The 17,529-nt window shown below is 58.6% G+C and carries 18 protein-coding genes; 4 read left to right on the top strand and 14 right to left on the bottom strand.

All coding sequences use genetic code 11. The features are described 5' to 3' along the window. Position 1: 1 nt before the first annotated feature. The 7 genes from CU100_RS06155 to CU100_RS06125 form a co-directional block, all read right to left on the bottom strand. On the bottom strand, positions 2 to 997 hold the full coding sequence (locus CU100_RS06155; protein WP_106715592.1) for an aldo/keto reductase: 996 nt from the start codon (positions 995 to 997) through the stop codon (positions 2 to 4). Beyond that, positions 994 to 2,004 carry a sugar-binding transcriptional regulator gene (locus CU100_RS06150; protein ID WP_106715591.1) on the bottom strand — a complete coding sequence of 337 codons (1,011 nt, stop codon included), beginning with the start codon at positions 2,002 to 2,004 and terminating at the stop codon, positions 994 to 996. Before CU100_RS06150 ends, CU100_RS06155 begins: the two co-directional genes overlap by 4 nt. Position 2,005: 1 nt before the next feature. Then, on the bottom strand, positions 2,006 to 2,995 hold the full coding sequence (locus CU100_RS06145; RefSeq protein ID WP_106716035.1) for an ABC transporter permease: 990 nt from the start codon (positions 2,993 to 2,995) through the stop codon (positions 2,006 to 2,008). 22 nt (positions 2,996 to 3,017) lie between these two features. Then, the gene (locus CU100_RS06140) at positions 3,018 to 4,559 is read right to left on the bottom strand and encodes a sugar ABC transporter ATP-binding protein (RefSeq protein ID WP_106715590.1); all 1,542 of its coding nucleotides are present in this window, start codon (positions 4,557 to 4,559) and stop codon (positions 3,018 to 3,020) included. Positions 4,560 to 4,632: 73 nt separating this feature from the next. Next, complete coding sequence (locus CU100_RS06135; protein WP_106715589.1) at positions 4,633 to 5,661, bottom strand: substrate-binding domain-containing protein; 1,029 nt, start codon at positions 5,659 to 5,661, stop codon at positions 4,633 to 4,635. A 230-nt stretch (positions 5,662 to 5,891) separates the two neighbouring features. After that, positions 5,892 to 6,260, bottom strand: coding sequence for a YciI family protein (locus CU100_RS06130; protein WP_106715588.1), 369 nt, complete (start codon positions 6,258 to 6,260; stop codon positions 5,892 to 5,894). Between the two features lie 166 nt (positions 6,261 to 6,426). Continuing rightward, a complete protein-coding gene (locus CU100_RS06125) occupies positions 6,427 to 7,488 on the bottom strand; it encodes an alkene reductase (protein ID WP_106715587.1) in 1,062 nt (353 codons plus the stop codon). Positions 7,489 to 7,585: 97 nt separating this feature from the next. Here CU100_RS06125 and CU100_RS06120 point away from each other — a divergent pair, with 97 nt between their 5' ends. Continuing rightward, positions 7,586 to 8,461, top strand: coding sequence for a LysR family transcriptional regulator (locus CU100_RS06120; RefSeq protein ID WP_106715586.1), 876 nt, complete (start codon positions 7,586 to 7,588; stop codon positions 8,459 to 8,461). A gap of 64 nt (positions 8,462 to 8,525) precedes the next feature. Here the strand turns inward: CU100_RS06120 and guaA are convergent, their stop codons facing one another. The 4 genes from guaA to CU100_RS06100 form a co-directional block, all read right to left on the bottom strand. Then, the gene (gene guaA, locus CU100_RS06115; protein ID WP_106716034.1) at positions 8,526 to 10,100 is read right to left on the bottom strand and encodes a glutamine-hydrolyzing GMP synthase; all 1,575 of its coding nucleotides are present in this window, start codon (positions 10,098 to 10,100) and stop codon (positions 8,526 to 8,528) included. Between the two features lie 166 nt (positions 10,101 to 10,266). Next, positions 10,267 to 10,917, bottom strand: coding sequence for a 5'-methylthioadenosine/S-adenosylhomocysteine nucleosidase (locus tag CU100_RS06110; protein ID WP_407070297.1), 651 nt, complete (start codon positions 10,915 to 10,917; stop codon positions 10,267 to 10,269). Next, positions 10,907 to 11,362 (bottom strand): TspO/MBR family protein, encoded by a 456-nt coding sequence (locus CU100_RS06105; protein ID WP_106715584.1) that lies wholly within the window; start codon positions 11,360 to 11,362, stop codon positions 10,907 to 10,909. The genes CU100_RS06110 and CU100_RS06105 overlap by 11 nt, the downstream gene beginning before the upstream one ends. Positions 11,363 to 11,399: 37 nt before the next feature. Then, complete coding sequence (locus CU100_RS06100) at positions 11,400 to 12,689, bottom strand: RsmB/NOP family class I SAM-dependent RNA methyltransferase (RefSeq protein WP_106715583.1); 1,290 nt, start codon at positions 12,687 to 12,689, stop codon at positions 11,400 to 11,402. A 119-nt stretch (positions 12,690 to 12,808) separates the two neighbouring features. Between CU100_RS06100 and CU100_RS06095 the strand changes: the two genes are divergently transcribed. Both CU100_RS06095 and CU100_RS06090 read left to right on the top strand, forming a co-directional pair. Then, positions 12,809 to 13,075 (top strand): type II toxin-antitoxin system Phd/YefM family antitoxin, encoded by a 267-nt coding sequence (locus CU100_RS06095; RefSeq protein ID WP_106715582.1) that lies wholly within the window; start codon positions 12,809 to 12,811, stop codon positions 13,073 to 13,075. Further along, positions 13,075 to 13,461: a type II toxin-antitoxin system VapC family toxin gene (locus CU100_RS06090; RefSeq protein WP_106715581.1), complete on the top strand. Its 387-nt coding sequence runs from the start codon at positions 13,075 to 13,077 to the stop codon at positions 13,459 to 13,461. The genes CU100_RS06095 and CU100_RS06090 overlap by 1 nt, the downstream gene beginning before the upstream one ends. A 63-nt stretch (positions 13,462 to 13,524) precedes the next feature. Here CU100_RS06090 and katA read toward each other — a convergent pair whose 3' ends face one another. Then, entirely contained in the window at positions 13,525 to 15,021 is a 1,497-nt protein-coding gene (katA, locus tag CU100_RS06085; RefSeq protein ID WP_106715580.1) for a catalase KatA, read from the bottom strand. A gap of 142 nt (positions 15,022 to 15,163) precedes the next feature. Between katA and CU100_RS06080 the strand changes: the two genes are divergently transcribed. Then, positions 15,164 to 16,093, top strand: a complete 930-nt coding sequence (locus CU100_RS06080) for a hydrogen peroxide-inducible genes activator (RefSeq protein WP_106715579.1) — start codon at positions 15,164 to 15,166, stop codon at positions 16,091 to 16,093. A 17-nt stretch (positions 16,094 to 16,110) separates the two neighbouring features. On the opposite strand, the gene CU100_RS06075 is transcribed toward CU100_RS06080, so the two are convergent. Next, on the bottom strand, positions 16,111 to 16,536 hold the full coding sequence (locus CU100_RS06075) for an MAPEG family protein (protein WP_106715578.1): 426 nt from the start codon (positions 16,534 to 16,536) through the stop codon (positions 16,111 to 16,113). Between the two features lie 20 nt (positions 16,537 to 16,556). Next, positions 16,557 to 17,483, bottom strand: a complete 927-nt coding sequence (locus tag CU100_RS06070) for a LysR family transcriptional regulator (RefSeq protein WP_106715577.1) — start codon at positions 17,481 to 17,483, stop codon at positions 16,557 to 16,559. Positions 17,484 to 17,529 lie beyond the last annotated feature (46 nt).

The following is a 17,529-nucleotide window of genomic DNA, read 5'->3' as shown; positions in this document are numbered from 1 at the left end:
GTTACCTGTCCATATCTGCAAGTTTCACTGCGATGGCCGCGTCGATGGCCGAAAGGTCTTCTCTGCCGAGCCGAATTGTCCCGGCTTTTGCATTCTCCAGCGCCTGCTCCGGATTGCGCGCGCCGCACAGCGCAAACGTCACCCCTTCCTGCGCCAGGGTCCAGGCGATCACCGTCTGTGCAATGCTCGCATCGTGCCTGCTGGCTACCGGCTGAATCGCTTCAGCGAACTCGCGGGCCTTCAACCTGTTATTGACCGAGAAGCGGGCATTGTCTTTCCGCTGATCGTCGCCGGAAAATGTGCGGTCAGGATCCACCGTTCCCGAGAGCAGGCCCAGCGCGAGCGAGGAATAGCTCAAGGTCGAGACATCGTTCTGGCGGGCCGTTGGCAACAAGTCCTTGGCCATCTCCCGGTCAATCATGCTGAACCTTTCCTGGATAGCATCAAGGGAGCCGGTTGCAATGTAGGCGTCCAGTTCGGCCGCGCTGAGATTGCTTGCTCCAATTGCGCGGATCTTGCCTGAACTGCGCAGGTCCTCCAGCGCCCGAACGGTTTCCTCGATCGGGGTTGTGGGGTCCTGCCAATGGGTGATGTAAAGATCGATATAGTCCGTGCCCAGCCTGGCCAGGCTGGTTTCGACCTCATGGAAAATCGCGTCGCGTCCAAGATAGCGGTGGACGGGCTTTTCATCCTGGTCGAAGAAGTGCCGGCCTTTATCCGTATGCCAGACGAGACCGCATTTTGTGGCAATGACCGCTTTGTCGCGCCGGCCCTGAAGGGCTTTACCCACGATCTCCTCAGACCGTCCCAGCCCGTAAGCGGGTGCAGTATCGATCAGAGTAACGCCCGCGTCCAGTGATGCGTGAATGGCCGAGATTGACTGCTTTTCATCGGTTCCGCCCCACATCCAGCCACCGATGGCCCATGTCCCGAGCCCGACCGCAGAGGCTTGCACGCCTGATCTGCCTATCGAACGCACCAATTGATCACCACTCATGCCAAGGCTCCTTCGGCCGCCGCAATATCCAGAATACGCTGTCCAGTCGCTTCATCTGTGACCAGCGTATCCAGATGGTTGCCACGCATGATGCTGAGGATCGGTCGTGCCTTGTTTGGTCCGCTTGCAACGCCGATCTTGCTTGGGATCGAGGCGAACTCCCGTAATGTCAGGGAGACAAGGCAATCATTGAGGCTATAGGCGCAGACCTCGCCCCGATCGTCGAGCAGATGGGCCAGGAGTTCGCAACTCGCGCCTGACTGCTCTATCGACTGCCTGTCGGTGCTGGAGGATGGATGCAGGTCGTAATAGCTTGAATCGTCGGTCAGGATCGAGCCGATGCCGACAAGCGCCACCTTCGCCTCTCGCGCCCGTTTGAATACATCGGAAACCGAGCGCATGTTGATCAGCATCGCCCGTTCTGCGGCGCTGTCAGCAAAGAGCGGCGCGTGAATCTGATAGGCGCGACCACCGAGCTTGTCCGCCATGGATGTCGAGACATGGTTCACGTCGGTATAATGCTTGCCTTGGACGCATCCCGTAGCCGGGACAACTTCCACGTTGAATGAACGTGGTGCGCGCAGGCCGGCGACGACGGCGCTGACGCCCTTGCCGCCGGTGATGCAGATCGTGTCACCATCGGCGATCTCGTCGAGAAGCAGGCGTGCTGCGGCCTCGCCCACGGCCTGAAGCGCGGTCTGCGGATTGCCCGAAACCGTCGGCACGACGATGGCCCGGTTGATCCCGCCGAGTGCCAGCAAGCGCTCCTCCAGATCAATCAATGGTTCGACGGGGGATTTGATCTTGATTTCCACTAAACCAAGCTGCCGGCCACGCTTGATGAGGCGGTTCACTGTCGGTTGCGAAACGCCGAGCTGGTCCGCAATCTGCGCCTGGGTGAGACCCTCCAGGAAATGCAGTACCAGTGCCTGATGCATCTGCCGCGCGATAACGATTTCTTCGCGGGGCGCCGAGGACGGTTTTGTGTTTAGTCTGACGATCGTCATGTCAGGAAGCCTTGCGCTTGTGCAGAAAATGATCGATTGAGACGGCACCAAGCAGAATGCACCCCTTTATCATGTCCTGCCAGTAGACCGATACATTGAGCAGGACCAGAGAACTGGTCACGACCGACAGCAATGCTATCCCAAGAATGGCGCCAAGTATCGTCCCCGAGCCACCGTTGAGCGATGCGCCGCCGATGACCGCAGCGGCGATGATGTTGAGTTCCATCCCGACGCCGAATGTCGGCGTCGCGGCGCCAAAGCGCGACATGTAAATCACCCCGGCAAAACCCGCGAGCGTCGAACAGAGCACGGTCACCCAGAATTTCACGTGGTTTGTCCTGATGCCGGAATAGAGCGCGGCTTTCTCGTTGCTGCCCGTGTAGAACACCTTGCGCAGCGCCGTTGCACGCCTGAGCAGAAAATCGAAGAGAACGACAACGGCGACGAATATGATGATGACATAGGGCAGACCGTGGAAACTGCCCTGGCCGACTGCCTTGAATGCCGGGGGCAGCGTAAAGAGCGAGAGCGGCGTTCCCTTGGTGATGATCAGGCACAGGCCGCGCACGATGACCATGCCGGCGAGCGACGTGATAAAATGATTGAGCCCGACTACGGTGACGAAAAAGCCCATGACGGCGCCAATCAGCGCGCTTGCGAGAATACCGATGAGTGAAGCACTCCATGGATCGAGCCCCGCGAGGAACAGCGAGCCCGACAGGACCATCGCGAAACAAACCACGGACCCGACGGCAAGGTCGATGCCGCCTACGATAAGCAGGATCGTCATTCCGACGACCACGATCCCTTCCACGGAAAAGCTCATCAGCATCGCGCGGAAATTTCCGAGTGTCAGAAAATGCGGCGATGCAAAGCTCATGGCTATGCAAAGAGCCAGGATGATCGCGATCAGCCCTGCCTCCCGCATCGAACCCAGTCTTTTCCAGGACGGAGCCCGCACGGCCTTTGTCCCCATCGTCTCAGCCAGCATTTGCTTGTCTCCCATACTGTTCTCAGGCGGCATGTTCTGATGCCCGCCGGTTTTGTGCATTTTGCGCATTCACGCCCGACGCGAGCCGGATGACCGCTTCTTCGTTCATCGCTTCCGCATCCAATTCACCAGCCACCGTGCCCTCGCGGATGACAATCACCCGGTCACACAGCCCGAGCAGTTCCGGGAGTTCGGAAGAAATGACGATAATTCCAATTCCCGACATGGCAAGTTCTCGCAGCAGCGAGTGGATTTCGGATTTTGCGCCGACGTCTATGCCACGCGTCGGCTCGTCCATCACTATGACCTTGGGCTGGACCGCGAGCTGCTTGGCAATTGCAACCTTCTGCTGGTTACCGCCGCTCAGCGAGGACACCGGTGCATCGACGCTGCCCATTCGGATGTTCAGTTTCCTGGCAAAGTCGCTGGCGAGCGCTGCTTCAGCACCGGCGTCGATCAACCCAAGGCGCCCGGTAAGCGCGTCGAGGTCAAGAACCGAGATATTCCGGGCAATCGACAGATCCAGGAATACACCGGAGCCCTTGCGATCTTCCGACAAGTACACGAGGCCGGCCTTCACCGCGTCCGCATAGTTTCTTATCGCCTGCGGCTTGCCATGGAGCAGGATTTCGCCGCTCGTAATGGCTCGCAGGCCGCAGATACCTTCGGCGATTTCCGTGCGGCCGGAGCCAATGAGACCACCGATGCCAAGGATTTCGCCCTTTGTCAGGTCGATGTTCACACCCTGGAAGCGCTGGCCGTCGCCCAGAGCGCGAACAGAAAGAACCATCTCGTGCGATCGCTCCCCTTCTGCCTGCTTGGATGGATAGAGTTGGGTGATCTCGCGACCGACCATGAGACGGACCACGTCATCAGGCGTAAGATCGGCGACGGGCCCGGTCGCCACATAGCGGCCGTCACGCAGAACGGTCACCCGATCGCAAAGTTCGAATATTTCGGCCATGCGGTGGCTGATATAGATGACCGATATGCCGTTGGCCTTCAAACCGCGGATGATCTCGAAAAGTATGCGCGTTTCCGCTTCTGTCAGCGCGGCGGTCGGCTCATCGAAGATGAGGACACGGCAATCGAGCGTCAGAGCCTTGGCGATCTCCACCAGCTGCTGGCTGGAGATCGGCAAGTCGCCGACCTTGCGCCGAACGTCGATTGGTGCGAGCCGGTTCATGACGTCTTGTGCCTCGCGCTCCAGCTTGCGGTAGTTCATGAGCAGCGAGCGCTGCCTGCTGGTGGTTGCCATGAAGATGTTTTCCGCAACGCTCGCGTCCGGACAGAGCGCGATCTCCTGGTGGACCAGTCCCAGACCAAGCGCCTGCGCAGCCGAAGGTGAAGCGATCTTGACCGGATTGCCCTCGACAAAAATCTCTCCATCATCCGGCTGCAACACGCCGGCGATGATGTTCATGAGCGTTGACTTTCCTGCGCCGTTCTCGCCACAAATCGCATGAATCTCGCCCTGATCGAGGCTGAAACTCACACCCGTCAGTGCTTTCACCGCACCGAAATGTTTTGTGACGTTGCGGATATCGAGAACCGGATTTCGCATGGCGCACTTCTTCCAACTGGCTCGGGCAAGGATGGCTACCCGGACTTGCCGTCCGGATAGCCGGTTGCAATGCCTATTCCTCGATACCCTTGGTGCCCCGACGCTTGAGGTATTTGTCCCAGAAGAAGTCGTCCGCATTTTCGGCGGTGACAATGGAAAGCCCGTTGTCCACGAAAGGAATGCTCATCGGATTGAACCCTGCACGCTTGGCGTCGTTCATGGGATCGATCAGTTCCGGATGCTTGGCCAGCCAGAGCAGTATGAAGCCCATGTAGCCCTGCATGCCCTGATTGGGATTGATCGAGCCGAAGACTTCACCGGCCTTGATCATGTCCAGAATGTTGGCGTTGACGTCCGCACACATGACGAGAATCTTGCCGCCGCTTTCCTTGTTTGCCTGGGCGGCGCCGATGGCCGAGTTCGCCTCCGGCATGAACACGGCCGCGAGGTTGGGATTTGCCTGGATGATACTCATCAGGCCCTGATAGGCCTTCGTCGGATCCTGGTTCGATGCCGCTCTGCCAACGAGCTTCATGTCGGGCCACTTCGCCTTTATACGGTCGATGAACGCCGTGACGCGCTTGTCGTGATTGTCCTGGCCGGGATTTTCGAGAACGGCGTATTCGCCCTTGCCTCCGAGCTTCTCGGCAATGGCATCGGCGGCATAGGTACCCTCACGTATATTGTCGGACGTGATGAAGGAAATCCGCTTGGATAGCGGCGAATCGGCCGCAAATGTCACCACCGCCGTACCTTGGCCGATCGCGCGGTTGATCGGTTCAATGAATGGATCCGAGTTCATCGGGTGCACGAGAATGCCAGCGGGATTCTGCGCAAGCGCCTGGTCGAAGCTGGCGATCTGCTTGTTGACGTCATATTCCGGTGTTCCGGTATAGGCCGTTTCGCAACCAAGCTGCTTGCCCGCCTGCTTGAACATTTCGTAGACGGGGAACCAGTATTCGACGCCAGAAACCATGACGTTCATGACGTATTTTTCGCCGGGCTCGCAGCGAAACGGCGATTCTTCGGCAGCTCGCACTGGAGCAGCGGAATACGCCATGACCAAAACTGCCATGGCAGTTGTGCTTAAAAAAGTGCGCAAGTGTCCTCCTCGAGGCCGAAGCCCCTCCCGTTGGTTCCGTGGTGCCATCAAAGGCGGCCACTATTTGTGATGACGACCGGCAATCCTCCTCGAATGCCGTCAACGATCAATCAAACCCAAAGGGAGGTAGTTGTCAATATAATTCAAGCAATGAATTTTAATTCATGCGGTGGCCTGACCGGGCATCTGGCGCGTCACCATTGGATATGCGCGAGCCCGGCGTCAGAACCTCACTGGAAATCAGCCATCTCGTATAGCGGCCGGATTTCAATCTCGCTCGGACCGGGCATCGGATTGGGGCAACGCTTCACCCAGGCAACCGCCTCGTCCATGTCCTTGACTTCCCAGAGCCAGAAGCCGGCGACCAGTTCGCTTGTCGCGGCAAAGGGCCCGTCGATCACGGTACGCCCGGGCCCGTCGAAGGCGACACGCTTGCCCTCCGACGAGGGCTTGAGACCGTCACCGGCGAGCAGAACGCCGTCATTTCGCAGCTCATCGTTGAACGTGCCCATCGCCTCCATCATCGCCATCGTCTCCGGCGTCGGGAAAAACCCCTTCTCGCTGTCGACTGTCGCTTTTACCAACACCATTACACGCATCACCTGTCTCCTGTTTAAGCCGTCTTCCCGGCTGCCATTGGAACGACGAATGGAGTCCACACAAACCGACATCGTCGTGCAAAATTTCTCCGACATTGGGCGCAAGGAGACGCGAGTTGTCCAGCTCCAGATCGCATGAGCTGGAGCTGGATGGGCTGGCGAAATACTAATCGTTCAGGGCGGGGTAGTCGGTGTAGCCACGTGCGGTGCCACCGAAGTACGTGTTGTGGTCTGCTTCGTTCATTGCTGCATTGGTCTTCAGCCGCAAGACGAAGTCGGGATTGGCCAAGACCATCTGGCCATAGGCTTCGAGATCGGCCAGACCGGAAGCCACGTCTGCTCCGATCTGGTCGCGCGGACGACCTGGCCGGTTCAGGATCAGCGTTTGGTGCCAGAGCTTGCGAATATCGGCCAGCAATGGCTCGTTGCCCTGATGCATGATGTGCACATAGGCGAGCCCGAGCTTGTCGAGTTCAGCAGCGAGATACCGGTAGAGGTCCGGCCCTTCGGCGCCTTCGTCAATACCCCATGTCGTCGTGCCGGGGGAAAGACGGATCGCGGTGCGATCGGCGCCGATCTCCCCGGCGATCGCCGAGGCGACTTCGATGGCGAAACGGGCGCGGTTCTCGATGGAACCGCCATATTCGTCCGTGCGCGCGTTGGCGCTCGGCGCGAAGAACTGCTGCACGAGATAGGCATTTGCCCCGTGTATCTCCACGCCATCGGCGCCCGCTTCGATCGCCGAGCGTGCCGCACGGCGGAAATCGGCGACGGTCTGGCGCACTTCTTCCGTCGTCAATTCGCGCGGAGCTGGAATGTCCTGCATCCCGGTCGCGGTGAACATGCCTGTCCCCGGAGCGATCGCGGATGGCGCGACGCCCTGGCGGTGATGCGGCGTGTTGTCGGGATGCGACATGCGTCCGGCGTGCATGAGCTGGACGAAGATGTGGCCGCCTTTGTCGTGTACGGCGGACGTGATCTTCCGCCAGCCGGCGATGTGCGCGGGAGTGTAGATGCCAGGGGTGGTGAGATAGCCCTGGGCGTCATCCGAGGGCTGTGTGCCCTCCGTGACGATCAGGCCGACACCGGCGCGCTGGGCATAATATTCGGCAGCCAGCTCTCCCGGCGTACCGTCGTAGGACGCACGGCTGCGGGTCATGGCCGCCATGACAAGCCGGTTGGCAAGCATGTAGCGGCCCATGCGGATCGGATTCAAAACTGGATTCATGGGGGTTCTCCATTCGTTGGAAGCCTCTTGTCCACCATTCCGTTATCGGGATAAATATAGCAAAACTGAAATCATCTTTCCATTGATGGAGCAATCAATGAGTCACCTGAATGACATGGCGCTGTTCGTGGAGGTGGCGAGAGCAAGAAGCTTCCGGAAGGCGGCCGAGGCTCTCGGCATGCCAAACTCCACCCTGTCGCGGCGTATCAGCGAACTGGAGAAGGCGATCGGCTTGAGACTGCTGCATCGCACGACGCGCAGGATTGAGCTCACCGAGGCGGGCCAGCTTTATTATGAACGAAGCAAGCGAATCGTCGAGGAGGCGCGGCTCGCGCACGAGCAGCTCGGGGCAATGTTGGAACAGCCAAGCGGTGTCCTGCGGGTTTCGCTCCCGGTCGATTTCGCTATTTTCTATCTCACGCCGATCATTGCCGATTTCGCCCAGCACTATCCCGGCATCACGTTTGAATTCGACCTCACTCCACGCCGCGTCGATTTGATAGCCGAGCCGTTCGACGTGGCGATCCGCATGGGAAAACTGGAGGATTCCGGTCTGATCGCTCGCCTGATCGGGCGGCATTCCCGCTATCTCTATGCGTCGCCAGCCTATCTGCAAGCGACAGGCGAGACTGCAACACCGGCGGATCTCGCGGAGCGTGAATGCATCTGCATGCCGCGAGCCGCGACGTGGAATCTACATCAGGGGACGGACAGAATGGATGTCGGCGTTCGCGGCCGCTTCACAGTCAACAGCGTTGGAATGATCCGGGCATTGGCGGTCAACCACCAGGGCATTGCCCTGCTTCCCGAGAGGATCGTTGCCGATGACCTCGCCTCCGGCAAGCTCCAGCGTATCCTGCCCGAATGGGAGGGGTCGCCGGTCAGCATTTACGCGGTCACCGAAACTCGCCTTATCCCGGCCAAGACGCAGCGCTTTATCGAATTCCTGTCTTCAAGACTGGTGGAAACTTGAGGAGCAGATTTGAACGCCAATCACTCGATGTGGACTTCGTTGCAGATAACTGCCGCGGCTCCACTCATTCCCACTCGATTGTGCCCGGCGGCTTTGAAGTGACGTCATAAACAACCCGGTTGATGCCCTTGACTTCATTGATGATACGGGTCGCGGCCTGGCCGAGGAAACTCATGTCATAGTGGTAGAAATCAGCAGTCATGCCATCCACCGACGTCACGGCACGTAGTGCACAGACGAATTCATAGGTGCGGCCATCGCCCATGACACCGACGGTCTGTACCGGCAACAATACGGCAAACGCCTGCCAGATGACGTCGTAAAGACCGGCCTTGCGAATCTCATCCAGATAGACCGCATCCGCCTCCCGCAGGATATCCAGCTTCTCGCGCGTGATGCCGCCGGGGCAGCGGATCGCCAGACCTGGTCCCGGGAACGGATGACGCCCGATGAAATGGTCGGGCAGGCCAAGCTCCTTGCCGAGCGCACGTACCTCGTCCTTGAAGAGTTCACGGAGGGGTTCGACCAGCTTCATGTTCATGCGCTCTGGAAGTCCGCCGACATTGTGATGCGACTTGATCGTCACCGACGGCCCGCCGGTGAAGGAGACACTCTCGATCACGTCGGGATAGAGCGTACCCTGTGCCAGGAAATCTGCCGTCACCCCATCCTTGGCAAGCTTTTTAGCTTCTTCCTCAAAGACTTCGATAAAGAGCCTGCCAATCGTCTTGCGCTTCTTTTCCGGATCGGCTTCGCCTTCGAGCGCATCAATGAACCGATCCTGCGCATTCACGAGAATAAGCGGCAGGTTATAATGTTCGCGGAACATCTGAACGACGTCCGCTGCCTCATTCTTGCGCATCAGGCCGTGATCGACGAGGATGCATGTCAGCTGGTCGCCCACCGCTTCATGGATAAGCAAGGCTGCAACGGATGAGTCGACGCCCCCCGACAGGGCGCAGATAACCTTTTTGTCGCCGACCTGCTTGCGGATGAGGTCTACAGCTTTTTCACGGTAAGCCGACATCGACCAGTCGCCCTTGATCCCGGCAATGCGGTGGACGAAGTTCTCAAGCAGCTTCGCCCCATCCGGTGTGTGCACGACCTCCGGGTGAAACTGTACCGCGTAATATTTCTTCGCTTCGTTGGCGATCGCAGCGTACGGCGCCCCGGTGGACGTGCCGACGACCTTGAAGCCATCGGGTATCTGCATCACCTTGTCGCCGTGGCTCATCCAAACCTGATGGCGCGTGCCCTTGGCCCAAACGCCATCGAACAGCGCGCATTCCTCCTGAATATCGAGAAATGCACGGCCGAATTCGCGGTGGTGTCCTGCTTCCACCTTGCCGCCAAGCTGGGCGCACATGGTTTGTTCGCCGTAGCATATCCCGAGAACGGGAATGTTCGCATCGAAAATATCCTGCGGCGCACGCGGGCTGCCGATGTCAACCGTGGAGTGCGGGCTGCCGGAGAGGATGACGGCTTTCGGATCGATGCGATGGAAAGCTTCGCCTGCGGACTGGAAGGGAACGATCTCGGAGTAGACGCCGGCTTCACGCACGCGCCTTGCAATCAGCTGCGTTACCTGGCTGCCGAAATCGACGATGAGAACTGTATCTGGATGAGTGGGAGTGTTCATGGCGGGCATTTAAAGCAAATGACGAGTCGGCGCAATGGGTTACTGGCGCCTGTGACGAAAGTGATTCCGATCGTTCACGAGATGGATGAGGCGACTGCAATTCTGGTGCGGTGACGCAGATTTCAGGAGATCGAACGTTCCAGCGTTGTGATATATAGAAGAACGGTTAGACAATTATGTCCTGCGCCTCAATTGCTGCCGCCATTGCCTCGACAGCGCCCGCCAGCTTTTCATCGATCACATGCAGATACTCCTTCCAGTCGTCAACATGACGAAGGTCTGCCGAGCCGTCGGAAATGCCGCGCAGGCCGATGAGCGGAAGCTCGAAGCGCTGGCAGGCGCGCAGCACGGCGAATGTTTCCATCTCGACCATGTCGGCGCTGATGTGGTCATAGGTGCTGCCGGAAACGATATTGGCGCCGGTCGAAAGCGACGCTTCCTTGACGCCTGGTATGCGCAGGGGAAGCGGTATGGTGACGGGGATATCGAGGAATGGAGTAGCGCCCTTCTGGAATCCGAGAGCCGATGCATCCATGTCGCGGTAGGAAACGCTGGTCGCCTGGTAGACTTCCGTCTGCTCGAGCGTGCGGGAGCCAGCCGAACCCAGCGATACGACGAGGTGCGGCAGCGACCCGTTCGCCGCCAGGCTTGCCAATGTCGCCGAGACGCTTACCGCTGCCTCTACCGGGCCGACACCAGTTATCAGCGGCGTAAACAACCGCTGCAAATGCGGGCCATACTCGGCATCGACAGCCATGACGAAGAGGATGCGTTTGCCAGCGATCATGACCATGTCCTCGAACATATCAGCTGGCATTGAGCCACCACAGCGAGGCATTGAGCAGCGTCGCGAACGCGACCCAAAGCAGGTAGGGAATGAACAGGACCGCCGAGATCCGCTCGGCGTTCCACGTCGCTTTGATGAAGCCCGCAATGGTGACAAGCAGAAGAACGATGACGAGGAGCGCAAGGCCCATCTGCTGGAACCCGAAAAATGTCGGAGACCAGAGGAAATTCAGTGCCAACTGCGCCCACCACAAGGCCTGCGGAAAGCTCAACCCCCGGTCCCACACCCGCCACCCGGCGATGGCGATGAGGACGTACAGTATCGTCCATACCGGGGCAAAAACCCAGTTTGGAGGATTGAAGGCAGGCTTGGCGAGGCCGGCATACCATTCACCGGGAAGCGTGACGTAGCCAATGGCGAGACCGCCGCCGACTACCAATACCAGAAACAACGGAAGCGCCTGGGAGCGGGACATGCGTAGCCTCTCTTCTAGATCGTCAACTCATGTAGCTTTATTTTTCGCGTCTGAGAACCGAAATGAAAAACCCGTCTGTCGACGTGGACAGTGGGGAAAGAATCGCTGTTCCGTCCTTGAACAAGGGTCGGAATCGTGACTTTGCTGAAACCGCCTGCTCCCACAGTGGCTGCGTATCGATGACGCTGTAGCTGCTGTTTGCTGCAAGAAATGCCGCAACCTGATCGCCATTCTCGGGCGCGAAGAGCGAGCAGGTGATATAGACCAGCCGGCCGCCGGGCTTCACGTAAGCTTTTGCCGCGTCAAGTACCTCGCGCTGCTCCACCTCGCGCCGCTCAAGTTGCTGATCACTGAGGCGCCACTTCGCATCGGGCCTGCGCCGCCAAGTGCCGGAACCGGTGCAAGGTGCGTCGACAAGAACCATATCCATCTGCGCTTCGAGTGGCAGAAGATCGCCGACATTGGCATGCGCCTGCGCATTGCGAACCCCTGCCCGCTTCAACCGGTCGAATATGGGGGCAAGGCGCGCGCGTTCGGCGTCATAGGCGTGGATCTGCCCCTTGTTTTCCATTTCCGCGGCCAACGCGAGAGTTTTTCCGCCTGCTCCGGCGCAATAGTCCAGAACCTGTTCGCCGGCCTTGGCGTTGCCAAGCTTTGCCGCCAATTGGGAGCCCAGATCCTGGACTTCGAACAGTCCGCGCTGGAAGGCCGGTTCTGCCTGGACATTTGGATGGCGACCCATGGCACGCAATGGCGGCACGCGCACTGCGGTTTCAAGCAGCGGCGCAGGGTTGGCACCGGCTCTCGCGAGTTCCTTGAGAACTTTGTCGCGGTCGGCCTTCAAAGTATTTACGCGCAGGTCCACGGGCGGGCGGTCGCTGAGTGCCGCAGCCTCGTCTGCCCATTTGTCTCCAAAGACAGCCTGAAAATGCGGAATGCACCATTCGGGTACGTCGGCGCGGATATTATCCGGGGCGGACGCCGGATCACGTTCGCCCCAAAGCGCCACGCGGTCGGCCTCCAGCGGTTCAGGCGCAAATTTGTCGCCTTCCAAAGCCGTGTTGACGTCTTCAATGTCGAGTTCAGCATCGGAAAGCAGGACCCCAAAGGCGATGTGTCGCGCCGCGTCGCTATCCATGCGCCAGCCAAGCGACAATTTCCGCCGAAGCGCGTCATAGACGATATTGCCGATGACCGCACGGTCTCCAGCACCGGCAAAGCGGTGCGACAATCCCCAATCCTTCAGCGCATCGGAAGCCGGGCGCTTACGGTTCTCGATATCTTCCAGAACTTCGATTGCCGCCTGCAGGCGTCCACCAAGTCGCATGTGCATTCCTTTGTTTAATCAAGAGTGTCGCATACATGGCCGTAACAAGAAAAGAAAGCCGGAGCATGAAGCCCCGGCTTTTCATTGACTAAGTGGCTACATGCAGCTACTTTCCGGTCATGAAGATAGTCTCCATCCGCGACGCCAAAAATCACTTGACCGAACTTGCGCGAGAAGTCGAAGCGGGCGAGACGATAGTTGTTACCCGCAATGGACGCCCTATCGTTGATCTGGTGCCGCATCAAAAACGCGGCGGCATCGATCTGGCCTCCGGCGAGGCTTATCTCCGTTCCAAGGGTGTTACGAATCCGGTACCTTTCATTGCCGAAGACTTCGACGCACCGCTTCCCGAAGACTTCCTGCTGAAAAGTCAGTCCGGCAGCTGATGCGCGTCCTTCTAGATACGCATATCGTGCTGAGCCTACTTCAGCGAAGCTTGGCCAGGCAACATCCCAAAATTGCGTCCCGCTTGACCGACCCATCGAGCGAGGGCTTCGTCAGTGCCGCAAGTCTTTGGGAAACAGCCATCAAGACACGCTTGGGGAAGCTTGATCCCGGCATGCCACTGGAACTCATCGCAGGCTATATCGAAGCGACCGGACTTTCCATCCTGCCCATCCAGGCAGGTCATGTAATCGCCGCTGCCGACCCCGAACCTCCGACGCGCGATCCATTCGATCGATTGCTGCTGGCGCAATGCTCTGTCGAAAACCTGGTCCTTGCTACGATAGACCGGGCGCTTGCTGGCCATCCATTGGCCATGAAGATCTGATGACAAAGCCGGAGCATGAAGCCCCGGCTTTGTGATTGTTACGAGAATGGATTTCAGTGTCGATTACTCGGCAGCGACGCCTTTTTCTTCCTGCGAGATAGCGCTCGCCTCATAGCCATGCGCTACTTTCAGCGCCGCACGGACACCCGCTTCGTATTCCGGGTGGATACGGGCAAAATGAACGAGCTGCCGCTCGATGATCTCGCCCGGAACGCCATCCATCGCCGCAGCAATGTTGGAGAACAGACGCGACCGCTGACCGGCGTCGAAGAGGTTGAACAAGGCAGTCACCTGGCCGTAGTCGTCATTGCCGAGGCGATGATTGTAACGATCGGCATCTCCGGAAAGCTTCAGCGGCGGCTCTTTCGCCGATGGCTGTTCTGCTGCGCCGGAGAAGCTGTTCGGCTCGTAATACGCATCCACATTGCCGGTCTTCTGGCCGAAGAAATTCATCTGGCCATCCTTGTGGTAATGGTGCACGGGGCATTTCGGCTGGTTGACCGGAAGCGCTTCGTAATGCGTGCCGAGCCGATAACGGTGGGCATCCGCATAGGAGAAAACGCGGGCCTGCAGCATCTTGTCCGGCGAGTGGCCGATGCCCGGGACGACGTTGGAGGGAGAAAATGCCGCCTGTTCAATCTCGGCGAAGTAGTTGTCGGCATTGCGATTGAGCTCCATGACGCCGATCTCGATCGGGGGAAATTCGCCATGCGGCCAGACCTTGGTGAGATCGAACGGATTGTACGAGGTGCGTTCAGCTTCGGCTTCGGTCATGACCTGGACCTGCACCGTCCATTTCGAGAACTCGCCACGTTCGATACCACCGAACAGCTCTTCCTGATAGGTTTCGCGCGACTTGCCAATCAGGGCTTCGGCCTCGGCATTGGTGTAGAACCTGTGGCCCTGCTGGGTCTTGAAGTGGAACTTGACCCAGAAGCGCTCGCCACTGTCATTCCAGAACGAATAGGTGTGCGAGCCGTAGCCGTTCATGTACATCGGTGCGACCGGCAGCCCGCGATCGGACATGAGGATCGTGACCTGATGCAGGCTTTCCGGCGACAGCGACCAGAAATCCCACATGGCTGTGGCGGAGCGCATATTCGTGCGAGGATGGCGCTTTTGCGTGTGGATAAAATCGGGGAACTTCAGCGGATCGCGGACGAAGAAGACCGGGGTGTTGTTGCCAACGAGATCCCAATTGCCTTCGCTTGTATAGAACTTGAGTGCGAAACCACGTACGTCGCGCTCGGCGTCAGCTGCGCCAAGCTCACCGGCAACAGTGGAGAAACGCAGGAGCAGCGGCGTTTCCGCACCTGGCTGCAGGACCTTCGCCTTGGTATACCGGGAAATGTCTCCGGTGATCTTCAGCGTACCATATGCGCCCCAGCCCTTGGCATGGACAACGCGCTCCGGAATGCGTTCGCGGTTCTGATGCGCCAGCTTTTCCAGCAGCTGATAATCGTCCAGGAGAACAGGACCGCGCTCACCGGCAGTTCTCGAATTCTGATTGTCGGATATTGGTGCACCGGCAGTTGTCGTCAATGTCGGACGGTCAGCCATTGGGCTTCTCCCCTTTGATCTCGCAGTTGGACTAGTTTGCAATCGCGGGCGCATCGCACCGTGATTTGGATCGCACCATAGAACCATTCCAATCATAGTTTCCAATTGTTTTTAGAATGATTATTGATAGGATAACCTTATCATGTTTTCCGTTCGTCAGATGCGCTACTTCGACATTCTCGCCAACACGCTGCACTTTCGCAAAGCTGCGGAAATGGCGCGAATATCCCAGCCGGCGCTTTCAGCCCAGATCGCAGAAATGGAACTGCTTCTTGGTGCGCCGCTGTTTGAGCGCACAAGGCGTACCGTTGTGCTAACGGACATGGGCCGCCGGCTTCTGCCGCGCATACGCAGCATCCTCGATGAAATTCGCTCGCTCGAAGAACTAGCCGGACAAAGGCGCGGCATCTTGCGGGGCCGTCTGCGGCTCGGCATCATTCCGACAATCGCTCCTTACCTGCTGCCGCTGTTGGTGCCGGATCTTCGCGAGACATATCCCGACCTCACCATCGAACTGCGCGAGGCGGTCACCTCCAAGCTCGTCGAGGATTTGCGGCTTGGCGATCTGGACGCCATCGTCGCCGCCCTGCCAGTCGAGGGAGAAGGCACTGTCGCAAGGCCGCTGTTTCGCGACCGTTTTCTGATCGCAACCTCAACCAATGATATCGACGTTCTCACTTCGCCCATGACGCAGGAGGACGTCGCGCTGCAGAGGCTGCTGCTGCTGGAAGAAGGTCACTGCCTGCGCGAACAGGCGCTGGCGGTGTGCAGCAATGTGAAGCAACGGCAATTGGTCAACTATGGTGCGACCAGCATGACGACGCTGCTGCAAATGGTCAGCCATGGCATGGGACTGACGCTGATCCCGGAGATCGCCGTACGCACCGAAGCAAGCCGCAACAATGTCCGCATCGTCGCCTTTGCGGACCCGGAACCATCACGTGAGATCGGGCTGATCTGGCGAAAGCAGAGCGAACGGCGCGATGACTTCGAGGCGCTGGCTGTTACCATCGTCGATTGCAGCCGCCGCTTGATGATGTCTGCCAGCGAAATGAACGATCTCGCAGCTTAGGTCGCGTTCTGGGCCGTCTAAACGACAGGCGGAACAGCGAGGTGGAGGGCAAGCATCACCCACAACGCCCCGTTGAGGATGAAGCTCAGGACGAAAATCGGCTGACGTAAGGCAAGCCGGTTGGACGTGAGGTGTACGAACGTATGGATTGCACGCGTTGCCACAAAACACCATGCAATGACGACAGCGAGCAAAGTGGCGCCATTGACGGCATAGAGCGCCAGGCAGACCACGAAGAAGAGCATGGGCAATTCGTAGAGATTAGTCAGATTGCGGACGGTCGCCACGCTGACCTCCGGCTCCTTCAGGGGGAGCTTGAAATCTCGCGCACTCGCCTGACCAGTGAGGACTGCCTGCCTGCGGCGAAGGAAAAGGACGGCGTAAACACAATAGATCAGGAAAGTGAGCGCGATCATTGGCCAGAAAATTGCGGTCTGTGACATGCGGTGCTCCGTTGGTTGATCTATGCGTTCATTTCAGGGACGCGCATCGAACGCAAGCCCGGGACCTGCCTGAAATTCGATGCCAGATGATCAATGAAAGCCCGGACCTTGCGCGGCAGGAACCGAGCGCTGGCATAAACCACGTGGATATCCATCGGCGCATAGCTGTATTGCGGCAAAATCCGCACCAGCCTGCCTGAATCGAGCATTGATTGCACAAGCGGCGCCTGTACCCCGCCGATACCCAGACCGGCGCACAGGACTTCATTGAGGACGAAAGCATTGTTGGCAAGGAAGGTAGAGCGGACAATCGCCGTCACCGGGCCACGAGGGCCAATCAACGGGACCGATTCGCCCTGCGGCGACCATGAGAACCTGACATAGCGGTGACGAATCAAATCGTCTGGTGTTTCGGGTTGGCCATGGTCGGCGATGTAAGCTGGCGAGGCCACGAGAATTCGCTCGAACGTTGCGACCTTTCGGGCAATCAGATCAGAGGATTTCAGGTCTCCCAGCCTAACTGCAACATCGACGCCCTCCGCTATCAGATCAGCCAGCCGATCGTCGAGGACAAGCTCGATCGTCAAGTCCGGATGCAGGCGCTGAAAAGCGATGATAATGGGGGCGAGGTGCATCTGACCGAAGCCAACAGGGCCATGGACCCGCAGATTGCCTTGCAATGCCGATGACCGCGCATTGGCACTCTCTTCCGCTTCGTCCACTGCCTGCAGGATCTGGCGTGCGTGCTGATAGTATGACTCGCCGCCTTCCGTAAGCGCGAGCCGGCGCGTCGACCGGTGCAACAGTCGCACATCCAGGTGCTTCTCAAGTGCCGCTATTTGCTGACTCACCGCTGGCTGCGTCAAACCCAGCGCACGTGCGGCAGCGGACAGTGTCCCTAGTTCCGCAACGCGAACAAAGGTCTTCATAGCCCCGAATCGATCCATGGCATCCTCAAAGTTTGACTTATGAATGCTATCACTTCTTGTGCAG

The sequence above is a fragment of the Phyllobacterium endophyticum genome (assembly GCF_003010935.1).
GTDB classification, from domain to species: Bacteria; Pseudomonadota; Alphaproteobacteria; order Rhizobiales; family Rhizobiaceae; genus Phyllobacterium; species Phyllobacterium endophyticum.
The sequence above is the reverse complement of the archived record's forward strand: the minus strand, read 5'-3'. Positions and strand labels throughout refer to the sequence as shown.

Bases quoted from the DNA above. Each gene is read 5' to 3' on its own strand.
- CU100_RS06155 (WP_106715592.1), bottom strand. From the start codon at position 997: ATGAGTGGTGATCAATTGGTGCGTTCGATAGGCAGATCAGGCGTGCAA.
- CU100_RS06130 (WP_106715588.1), bottom strand. From the start codon at position 6,260: ATGCGTGTAATGGTGTTGGTAAAAGCGACAGTCGACAGCGAGAAGGGG.
- katA (WP_106715580.1), bottom strand. From the start codon at position 15,021: ATGGCTGACCGTCCGACATTGACGACAACTGCCGGTGCACCAATATCC.
- guaA (WP_106716034.1), bottom strand. From the start codon at position 10,100: ATGAACACTCCCACTCATCCAGATACAGTTCTCATCGTCGATTTCGGC.
- CU100_RS06090 (WP_106715581.1), top strand. From the start codon at position 13,075: ATGCGCGTCCTTCTAGATACGCATATCGTGCTGAGCCTACTTCAGCGA.
- CU100_RS06145 (WP_106716035.1), bottom strand. From the start codon at position 2,995: ATGCTGGCTGAGACGATGGGGACAAAGGCCGTGCGGGCTCCGTCCTGG.
- CU100_RS06110 (WP_407070297.1), bottom strand. From the start codon at position 10,917: ATGCCAGCTGATATGTTCGAGGACATGGTCATGATCGCTGGCAAACGC.
- CU100_RS06075 (WP_106715578.1), bottom strand. From the start codon at position 16,536: ATGTCACAGACCGCAATTTTCTGGCCAATGATCGCGCTCACTTTCCTG.
- CU100_RS06080 (WP_106715579.1), top strand. From the start codon at position 15,164: ATGTTTTCCGTTCGTCAGATGCGCTACTTCGACATTCTCGCCAACACG.
- CU100_RS06105 (WP_106715584.1), bottom strand. From the start codon at position 11,362: ATGTCCCGCTCCCAGGCGCTTCCGTTGTTTCTGGTATTGGTAGTCGGC.
- CU100_RS06120 (WP_106715586.1), top strand. From the start codon at position 7,586: ATGAGTCACCTGAATGACATGGCGCTGTTCGTGGAGGTGGCGAGAGCA.
- CU100_RS06100 (WP_106715583.1), bottom strand. From the start codon at position 12,689: ATGCGACTTGGTGGACGCCTGCAGGCGGCAATCGAAGTTCTGGAAGAT.
- CU100_RS06125 (WP_106715587.1), bottom strand. From the start codon at position 7,488: ATGAATCCAGTTTTGAATCCGATCCGCATGGGCCGCTACATGCTTGCC.
- CU100_RS06140 (WP_106715590.1), bottom strand. From the start codon at position 4,559: ATGCGAAATCCGGTTCTCGATATCCGCAACGTCACAAAACATTTCGGT.
- CU100_RS06150 (WP_106715591.1), bottom strand. From the start codon at position 2,004: ATGACGATCGTCAGACTAAACACAAAACCGTCCTCGGCGCCCCGCGAA.
- CU100_RS06070 (WP_106715577.1), bottom strand. From the start codon at position 17,483: ATGGATCGATTCGGGGCTATGAAGACCTTTGTTCGCGTTGCGGAACTA.
- CU100_RS06095 (WP_106715582.1), top strand. From the start codon at position 12,809: ATGAAGATAGTCTCCATCCGCGACGCCAAAAATCACTTGACCGAACTT.